Source organism: Moorena sp. SIO1F2, assembly GCF_010672755.1.
Taxonomy (GTDB): Bacteria; Cyanobacteriota; Cyanobacteriia; order Cyanobacteriales; family Coleofasciculaceae; genus Moorena.
The window spans coordinates 1-8444 of record NZ_JAAHFV010000285.1; the positions used below are offsets into that span (position 1 = coordinate 1).

The 8444-nt window shown below is 44.5% G+C and carries 10 protein-coding genes and 1 pseudogene; 5 read left to right on the forward strand and 6 right to left on the reverse strand.

The genetic code is table 11. The features are described 5' to 3' along the window. Positions 1 to 34: 34 nt before the first annotated feature. A pseudogene (locus F6J94_RS25440) lies at positions 35 to 238 on the reverse strand (inorganic diphosphatase); the annotation flags it as partial. Positions 239 to 533: 295 nt separating this feature from the next. Between F6J94_RS25440 and alr the strand changes: the two are divergent. The 3 genes from alr (at position 534) to tsf (ending at position 3839) form a co-directional block, all read left to right on the forward strand. Then, on the forward strand, positions 534 to 1760 hold the full coding sequence (gene alr, locus F6J94_RS25445) for an alanine racemase (RefSeq protein WP_293045238.1): 1227 nt from the start codon (positions 534 to 536) through the stop codon (positions 1758 to 1760). A 433-nt stretch (positions 1761 to 2193) separates the two neighbouring features. After that, positions 2194 to 3024 carry a 30S ribosomal protein S2 gene (gene rpsB / locus F6J94_RS25450; RefSeq protein WP_293018820.1) on the forward strand — a complete coding sequence of 277 codons (831 nt, stop codon included), beginning with the start codon at positions 2194 to 2196 and terminating at the stop codon, positions 3022 to 3024. Between the two features lie 158 nt (positions 3025 to 3182). Beyond that, entirely contained in the window at positions 3183 to 3839 is a 657-nt protein-coding gene (gene tsf, locus F6J94_RS25455; protein WP_293045239.1) for a translation elongation factor Ts, read from the forward strand. A 318-nt stretch (positions 3840 to 4157) separates the two neighbouring features. Here the strand turns inward: tsf and F6J94_RS25460 are convergent, their stop codons facing one another. Both F6J94_RS25460 and F6J94_RS25465 read right to left on the reverse strand, forming a co-directional pair. After that, a complete protein-coding gene (locus tag F6J94_RS25460) occupies positions 4158 to 4688 on the reverse strand; it encodes a DUF4351 domain-containing protein (protein WP_293045241.1) in 531 nt (176 codons plus the stop codon). Continuing rightward, positions 4642 to 4899, reverse strand: coding sequence for a DUF2887 domain-containing protein (locus tag F6J94_RS25465; protein ID WP_293045244.1), 258 nt, complete (start codon positions 4897 to 4899; stop codon positions 4642 to 4644). Before F6J94_RS25465 ends, F6J94_RS25460 begins: the two co-directional genes overlap by 47 nt. Positions 4900 to 4914: 15 nt before the next feature. On the opposite strand from F6J94_RS25465, the gene F6J94_RS25470 reads away from it, so the two are divergent. Both F6J94_RS25470 and F6J94_RS34430 read left to right on the forward strand, forming a co-directional pair. Then, entirely contained in the window at positions 4915 to 5442 is a 528-nt protein-coding gene (locus tag F6J94_RS25470; RefSeq protein ID WP_293045246.1) for a hypothetical protein, read from the forward strand. Continuing rightward, on the forward strand, positions 5402 to 5539 hold the full coding sequence (locus F6J94_RS34430) for a DUF4351 domain-containing protein (RefSeq protein WP_364301365.1): 138 nt from the start codon (positions 5402 to 5404) through the stop codon (positions 5537 to 5539). The genes F6J94_RS25470 and F6J94_RS34430 overlap by 41 nt, the downstream gene beginning before the upstream one ends. An 86-nt stretch (positions 5540 to 5625) precedes the next feature. Here the strand turns inward: F6J94_RS34430 and F6J94_RS25475 are convergent, their stop codons facing one another. The 3 genes from F6J94_RS25475 to F6J94_RS25485 form a co-directional block, all read right to left on the reverse strand. Then, positions 5626 to 5835, reverse strand: coding sequence for a hypothetical protein (locus F6J94_RS25475; protein WP_071103985.1), 210 nt, complete (start codon positions 5833 to 5835; stop codon positions 5626 to 5628). Beyond that, complete coding sequence (locus F6J94_RS25480) at positions 5822 to 6307, reverse strand: PIN domain-containing protein (RefSeq protein ID WP_293019183.1); 486 nt, start codon at positions 6305 to 6307, stop codon at positions 5822 to 5824. Before F6J94_RS25480 ends, F6J94_RS25475 begins: the two co-directional genes overlap by 14 nt. Before the next feature lie 309 nt (positions 6308 to 6616). Continuing rightward, the coding region (locus tag F6J94_RS25485) for a WD40 repeat domain-containing protein (RefSeq protein WP_293045249.1) at positions 6617 to 8444 on the reverse strand (1828 nt) is incomplete at its 5' end.

An 8444-nucleotide genomic window follows, 5' to 3' on the forward strand; every position in this document is an offset into this window, starting at 1 on the left:
CCCTATGACTACGGCTTTGTCCCTAACACTCTAGCAGAGGATCACCATCATCTGCTAGAGTGTTAGGGACAAAGCCGTAGTCATAGGGGTACTGTACCGATGCATAAAGTACCCGGTCAAGGGCAAAGGCTTCTAGATCCTTGTCAAACTCATACTTATTTTTACTACCTGCGGGAATTTCAATTAAAACGTTGATCAGACCTGGTTTAGGTTGAGCAGGAATCTTTGATAAATCCATGAAGTATATGTTTCAAAAAAACAGCAGATGTGGGTTATCTCATGTTTAGTGCTTAAGAAATCCTAATAGCTGCTGTAATACTTACCTAAATAAATCCCATAGTTCAGGATTTTTTAGGTAGGTAGAATAGCCAACCGATCAGATTATCCTGAGCAGGGTGCCGTTCAATGCCAACTATATTGAACTACTAGCCCCGTGCAACATTGTGACATCTCACCGCAACTTTTCAAAGCGCCATTCGGCCTATAGTGTGTAATGTGTGTGTAATGTGTGAGTAATTGAGGAGTGAATTCCGATGGGAGAGCTTCAGCAGAGGATTGGTATAACACCATTACAGTCCGAATCTGTCACACAAATCCTAGGGGATAATACTGACTGTCTAACTGACCCGTTCTATCCTGGATTACGCCAAAGAGCCTGGGCGGAAATTGATCAAGTTGCTTTGTATCAAAATTTACGGCAAATACAGCAGCTGTTGCGCCATACTACCCAACTAATGGCAGTAGTGAAAGCCGATGCCTATGGCCATGGTGCTCTAACCGTTGCCCGCACAGCTATAGAAGCTGGTGCTGGGGGGTTATGTGTTGCTACTGTCTCAGAGGGCATTCAACTCAGGCAAGGGGGAATTAAGGCCACTATACTCTTGTTGGGAGCGACTAATACCCCAGAACAAGTCAAAGCGATCGCTCACTGGCAATTGGAACCAACTTTGTGTAATCCTCAACAAGCGTTAGTGTTTTCGGAAACCTTGAGTGGTCTAAACCAAACCCTGCCAGTGCATCTGAAACTAGATACAGGAATGTCCCGGTTGGGAATGCCTTGGCAAGATGCTATCGAGTTTGTACGCCTAGTCCAACAATTACCTAACTTGGAAATAGCTAGTGTCTATTCCCATCTAGCTACTGCTGATAGTCCTGACCCCACAGTGATGAGACAGCAGCATGAAAGGTTTAAAAACGCGATCGCACAATTAAAGGCTGGTGGCATAACTCCACCCCGATTACACTTGGCCAATTCCGCTGCTACCTTAACCGACTCAGCATTGCACTACGATTGGGTGCGTGTAGGATTAGCCGTCTATGGTCTCTACCCAGCAGAGCATCTTCAAAATGTTATTCACCTCAAGCCAGTGATGCAGGTAAAAGCCCGGATCACCCAAATTAAAACTATTCCGCCTGGAACTGGTATCAGCTATGGCCATCAATTTATTTCAAATCGACAGATGCGTCTAGCAGTAGTCGGTATTGGCTATGCTGACGGTGTTCCCCGAAATCTTTCCAATCGCATCAATGTCATCATCCAAGGGCAGCAAGTTCCTCAGATTGGCGCAATTACAATGGATCAGCTCATGCTCGATGTTAGTGATATTCCTAATATACAAGTTGGGGAAATTGTTACCTTAATTGGACAGGATGGGGAAGAGCAAATCTCAGCAGATCACTGGGCTATGGCTTTAGGCACCATTTCCTGGGAAATTATTTGTGGTTTTAAGCACCGACTACCCCGTGTAGTAGTAGGGTAAGCCGTCAGCCGTCAGCCGTCAGCGGTCAGCGGTCAGCGGTCAGCGGTCAGCCTTTGGCCACGCTAAGGGAACAGCCGTGAGCTAAAGCTCACGCTGCTTGAGGTGCTTATTTTATTCAAAAGCACCTCAAGTACCCTGGCCTACGGCCAATGGCTGATCGCTGTTCGGTGTAGCGTGCGCGTAAGCTGATAGCTGATAGCTGATAGCTGATAGCTGATAGCTGATAGCTGATAGCTGATAGCTGATAGCTTACCAATTAACAGTTTTAATGTTTTTGTAAGAAAATTCATCCATCTAATCCCTTTGCCATTAGAGAGTCAGAATGTGTTACCCTAAAAGGGTTTTATAAAGATCGCACATCCAGGGTTTCGGGTGTTTCTAAAGGGAAATCCACCTGGATGGAGGTTAAACCCGAATTAGGAGTTAAAAAATTATGCCTGTAGTTTCTTTAGCTGAAATGCTAGAGTCAGGGGTTCACTTTGGTCACCAGACTCGCCGATGGAACCCCAAGATGGATCCTTACATTTACACTGCTCGCAATGGTGTCCACATCATTGACTTGGTACAGACAGCTCAGCTGATGGAGGACGCTTATCACTATATCCGGACCTCATCAGAGCAGGGCAAGAGATTTCTGTTTGTCGGTACTAAGCGCCAAGCTGCTGGAATTATTGCCCAAGAGGCAAGCCGTTGTGGTGCCTACTATGTTAACCAGCGCTGGCTAGGTGGTATGCTCACCAACTGGGAAACAATTAAGACCAGGGTGGAGCGACTGAAAGATTTAGAGCGTCGGGAAACCAGTGGTGCCCTTGACTTACTGCCAAAAAAAGAAGGCTCTATGCTGCGTCGGGAACTAGGCAAGCTTCAGAAGTATCTAGGTGGCATCAAAATGATGCGTAAGGTTCCCGACATTGTCATAATCATAGACCAAAAGCGTGAGTACAACGCTATTTTGGAATGTGAAAAGCTAAGTCTACCGATAGTATCACTATTAGATACAAACTGCGACCCTGATTTAGCCGATATTCCGATTCCAGCTAATGACGATGCGATCCGGTCGATTAAGCTAATCATAGGTAAACTGGCTGATGCCATTTACGAAGGCCGTCATGGTGAGCTAGACACCGCAGAGGAATACGAATACGAAGAATTTGAAGAGGGATTAGAGGAGTTCCCAGACGAGGAAGAAATTCAAGAGACTGAACAAAGTGAGCAAATTGAATCCGTAGATCAAGGAGATAACCAGGAGACTGAGGAAGAATAGTTAGTTATCTTCGAACTTGAAGCCCCACCCTGAATTTATCCTTTGATAAAAATCAACTAGCTTTCAGCGTGGGCTGGTAAGCCCATACTCACAGATCGAGTAGTGTGGGAAGATATCACGGTGTAATCAGTTTCACTAACAGTAGGAACAAAAACAACATGGCGGAAATTACAGCAAAACTGGTCAAAGAGCTACGGGAAAAAACCGGCGCTGGCATGATGGATTGCAAAAAAGCTCTCGTAGAAAGCGACGGAGACATGACCAAAGCTATAGAATGGCTGCGTAAAAAAGGCATTACCTCAGCTGAGAAAAAATCCGGTCGTGTGGCAGCAGAAGGAATTATCGGCAGCTACATCCACACTGGTGGTCGAGTCGGTGTACTCGTAGAAATTAACTGCGAGACCGATTTTGTTGCCCGCCGCGACGAGTTCCAAGCCCTAGTCAAGAACGTCGCCATGCAAGTAGCAGCTTGCCCTAACGTTGAATACGTGAAGGTCGATGACATCCCTCAAGAGATTGTTCAAAAAGAAAAAGACATTGAAATGGGTAGGGATGACCTAGGCAAAAAGCCAGAAAACATCAAAGAGAAAATTGTTCAGGGTAGGATTGACAAACGCCTTAAAGAACTCTCGTTGATGGATCAACCTTACATTCGTGATCAAAGCATCACAGTGGAAGAATTAGTCAAGCAATGTGTTGCCCAGTTGGGTGAAAACATCCAAGTGCGTCGCTTCACTCGCTACGTCTTGGGTGAAGGTATAGAAAAGGAAGAAAGCAACTTTGCTGAAGAAGTTGCTGCCCAGATGGGTTCTTAAACCGAAGCTTACCTTTGAGCTTCACCCTTGAGCTTGATCAACAGGCTTCACTGATTTCGGAGATAGGGAAGATCAGCTAGTTTAGCAGGAGCCTCACACCATAATCTTTGGTTTGGTTTGAGAGGAATGCGCGGTTCCACCCGGGGGTTCAATGCCCCCGTATGGAACCAATCACAACGCTTTCACAGGCAAGTCATCAGATCGCTCTGATGGCTCCAAGGGCAGACTTGACCTAACCAGGTGTTCAAGGCATTGTAAAGTTGGGAGTTTTTTTCACAGCATTTCTAGAGTATGACTGGTATCAACTCCATGTGAGCATTATTGGTCTACTCGTGACAACCAACTCAAGAAATCTTCCCAACTTTTTAACTCAAAAATAATATCTGTTAACCCTTCCAAATTTGACAAAGACAAACCTTGAACTAAGTTGTTTATTTCCTCGGTCATTTCTGGGAATCGTTTTTTCAGCAGACGCATGACCAAAATCTGTGCCTCAGTGATGCGACCTTCTTGATGACCTTCTTGATGACCTTCTTGGTGACCTTCAGCCTTAACTTCCTGATAAAATTTGGTCTGTTTCCATTCAGTAAGTCCAAACATCGCTTCCAATTCCCTCCAAGGACGTTCAGGAAATTTATACACTAAGGCTTGTTCTATTAATTCTATCGCATTTCTTTGCTGTGCTACTGGTAGAGCCCTAGCACATCTTTCTAGTTGCTGTACTCTGTGTTGGACATTGGTCTCTGGTTCCACTACCAGGCGTATCAGTCCCAATCCGATTGAGTCTGAGGTGTCTGGAGTTTCATCGAGGGTTTTGTGAGCGCAGATATCCTGTTTGGACTTCGCCATCGTAACATCTGGGAATCCCTGTATCCAAGCTGCGCTTAGCCCAAAATACTACCGCTTGCCAACTATGCTGCCAGCGATTTTGTCCCAAGTAGACAAACACTTCTTGCATCAAGCGGTAGTACAAGTCTTCATCTTCGAGCGGATGCCTTGATTTTGCTGAATTCTGATGATTTCGTGCTTCACGTCGAGTTTCAGACTCAACCTGACTCAACTATGGGCTTGCTGAATGGCAGATTACCGCCTGAGAGTTTTCCGCCGTTTTCCCAATAAGCAGATGCGCCAAGTGGTCATTTACTTGACCCGTTCAACTTCTGAACTTGTTTATCAGACAGCGTTTGAGATTCCTGGTACTCGTCACGAATTCGAGGTCATTCGGCTATGGGAACAACCAACTCAGCTGTTTCTGGAATCGACGGGGTTATTGCCCTTGGCTGTACTGACACAAACCCCCGATGCTGCTCAAACCTTACGTCAGGTGGCTGCAAGAGTTGAGACGATTCCAGAAATTAGGATACAGAGCAATGTGGCTGCGTGCGCTGGGATTCTAGCAGGGCTATTCTTAAAGAGGGACTTCATTAACCAGATTTTACGCACAGATATCATGCAGCAGTCTGTAATTTATCAAGACATTAAGGATGAAGGCCGTTACGAAGGGGAACAATCTCTCATCCTCCGCCAACTCTTGCGTCGCATTTCTAGAAGTGTCCCCAGACATGCGAGTGCAGGTTCAAGCCTTATCCCTCCCTCAGCTTGAAGCTTTGGGGGAGGCGTTGTTGGACTTTACGAAACCCGAGGATTTGGATGAATGGATGCGTTCACTATCTGTTGCTGATAGCAAATCGAACTCCTAGGTAATGCTTTCGGTGTGATTGGCCTACGGCCACGCTACGCGATTGACCGTAGGTCACGCGGGGCGCGTTCGCTAGCTGCAACAGAATCATTGATTTTCAAGGTCTTTTTTGGCTCTAATTTCTTGAATGTCTTGCCAAAAATCAGATCTTGTCACATTTTTTAGAGACTGTTGACGTTCTTGAGTATAATCACCAAAACCCCATCCTACATCTTGTAAAAAACGAATTGTATCAACTTGCCCTAATTCCTTAACTAAGGCATAATAGCCTTTTTGTCTTAATTCAATTGGTGTCATTGTTGTTATTTCCTTTTAATACAAAAGTGTTCATTAACCAAGTGACAGGATTATCTAATTTTACTTTTAAGAGATGGCTATACTTAATTGCTTTCTTGAGCAATCTATCATCCGTTGTCAATAATACATCTACCTTAGCCGTTTCAGCGCAAGCAATATGAAAAGAATCATACAAACCAAATCCTAACTTTTCTATTTCTTGAGAACGTTTATCTATTTCATCGGTTAAAATTATTTTATTTTCAGCAACCCGTAATAATTTTCTAATCCTGTCTAGTTTGTCAAGATTAACCATTCGGTTTAATTCTGCTTCTATAGCTTCACTACTTACCAGCTTCCATTCTTCTGAATAAAACCGCTGAAAAATATCTAGGATTGTTTGTCCTTCTAATCGAATTCTATCTTGTCGCCAATCATCAAAAGGACGATTTAAGCAACAAACATCAAGATAAATTAAGTAAGATTCAGCCATTACTACCCCTTGGTTTAATCATACCTCGAAGCGATGCAGCGCGGTCTTGGGAAGGCAGCGCCTTCACGCGGGGGTTTCCCCCATGAGCGACTGCATCAAGAAGGGAATTGTAATCAATAGCTTAAGTTTAGCATTCGATCCCCATTTCATCGATGTCGAGTGATTCGCTTCAAAGTTGAAAGAAGTGATGCTTCTTTGGAGCCGCTGCCCGATTGGCCGTAGGCCAATCGCAAATTCTTCAACAATTAGAAAGATGAGCCAATTGCTAAAAACACAATCGTGGCTACCAAAACTTTTACATGAAGGTAACTACTTGTTAAGATTGTCGCAAAGATGGCGATCGCTTTTCTCGACATTAGGGTTATTCTTCAGATAGTCACGCACCCAATTGCAACCCCGCATCATCAGATCATCGAATGATTCAATCTTCCATAACCTCACTATTTTATCGTTGGCAACCATAGCCAGTTGCTTACCATCGCGGCTAAAATTGAGATCCAAGACCCGATATTCATCCTGTGCGTTGAATTCTGCCACCTGCTCCTTGGTCTCTACATCCCATAACTTAGCGATACGATCTAATCCAGCAGTTGCAAGTAATTTGCCATCAGGACTAAAACTTACCTCCATTGCCCCATTTGCAGATCCTTTGAATTGGGCTAACTCTTTGCCATCTAGGTTCCACAAACGGGCAGTACCATCTCTTGCGGCGGTAGCCAGTAACTTCCCATCAGGGCTAAAAATTACCTTGTCGATTCGACTAGAATGACCTTGAAATTCGGCTAAAGATTTGCCCGACCAATCCCACAAGCGTGCAGTACCGTCATCTTCCAGTGTTGCAAGTAAGCTACCATCAGGACTCAAACTTACTTGCCAAATATCCCTTTGAGGGGCGCTAAATTTTTTTAAAGATGTACCCTGTTGATTCCACAAGTGGACATTACCTTCTTTTACCGTAGTTAGTAAGAAGCTACTATCCTGGCTAAAACTTACGCCCACAATCTGACCTTGAGATGGTTTTGATTCAGCCAATTTTTTACCATTCAAGTTCCACAAGCGGACGATAGCATACCCTTCCATGGTAGCCAGTTGTTGACCATTAGGGCTAAAAATAACCCTTGGAACTAAATTACTTTTTCGTTGTCCTGGAAATGTCCTCTCCTTTGTACCATTTAAATTCCACAACCGGGTGTTACCATCATTGTCTGCGGTAGCTAGTAAACTACTAACTGGACTAAAACTGAAACTCCAAACCGGGTCTTCACTCCGAAATTTATTCACAGGAAATTGATTAGCTTTAAAGTCCCAAATGCGGATACTGCCATCTCTACCTGCGGTAATCAACTGCTGACCATCAGGGCTGAAAACCCAGCTATCAATCCAAACGTGATTTGTTTTGATTAGAGCTATCTCTCTACCAGACGAGTCTTTCAAGGAGAATGTGTCTGCTTCAGCAGTTGCAACCTTACCATCACTGCTACGAAGTGTCTGAGCCATGGAGAATTTCGGTTCTCCTTTAAATTGGTTTTCGGATATTTGTTCACCCAATAAGTTCCACCAGCTAACACGATCAGAGCCGTCCTTAGTAGCCAGTTGCTTGCCATCCTTGCTAAAGCTGACCTCCCACGCCCAGCCTCTAAGGCCTTGGTTTAGCTCAACTTGCTGTTGAGTGTCTAAGTCCCATAAACCCAAGGTAAAAATGCTATCTGGTCCCATACTTCCATCAGAATCCACACTGGCAGTAATGGTAGCCAGTGAACTGACATCAGGGTTAAAACTGGCACTTTGAACCCAGCCTTCAGGCCCTTGGAAACAATCATCATTTAGAAGTTTGCCTGACCTGTCCCACAAGCAGATGATTCCCGTGTTATCAACGCTAGCGATTCTGCTGTCATCGGGGCTAATACCAAGACCGATGACTGTGCCTTGATGTTTTTCCAGGCGATTCCGTTCTCTTACTCCATAAGCCACCTTGTGCAGTGTTTTTGTAACTTGTATTTTTAGCTTAGGGTCTGGCTTGAATAAGGATAAGTATCCCGGCCAATCTTGAATAGATTTTGCTGCCCGTAAACTGGCAAGCAAAGCTTCTAAATCTGGATAGAATCCAAATTTGGCTTCAGCGGCTTGCCGATCGGCC

Bases quoted from the DNA above. Each gene is read 5' to 3' on its own strand.
- alr (WP_293045238.1), top strand. From the start codon at position 534: ATGGGAGAGCTTCAGCAGAGGATTGGTATAACACCATTACAGTCCGAA.
- rpsB (WP_293018820.1), top strand. From the start codon at position 2,194: ATGCCTGTAGTTTCTTTAGCTGAAATGCTAGAGTCAGGGGTTCACTTT.
- tsf (WP_293045239.1), top strand. From the start codon at position 3,183: ATGGCGGAAATTACAGCAAAACTGGTCAAAGAGCTACGGGAAAAAACC.
- F6J94_RS25460 (WP_293045241.1), bottom strand. From the start codon at position 4,688: ATGGCGAAGTCCAAACAGGATATCTGCGCTCACAAAACCCTCGATGAA.
- F6J94_RS25470 (WP_293045246.1), top strand. From the start codon at position 4,915: ATGGCAGATTACCGCCTGAGAGTTTTCCGCCGTTTTCCCAATAAGCAG.
- F6J94_RS34430 (WP_364301365.1), top strand. From the start codon at position 5,402: ATGCGAGTGCAGGTTCAAGCCTTATCCCTCCCTCAGCTTGAAGCTTTG.
- F6J94_RS25475 (WP_071103985.1), bottom strand. From the start codon at position 5,835: ATGACACCAATTGAATTAAGACAAAAAGGCTATTATGCCTTAGTTAAG.
- F6J94_RS25480 (WP_293019183.1), bottom strand. From the start codon at position 6,307: ATGGCTGAATCTTACTTAATTTATCTTGATGTTTGTTGCTTAAATCGT.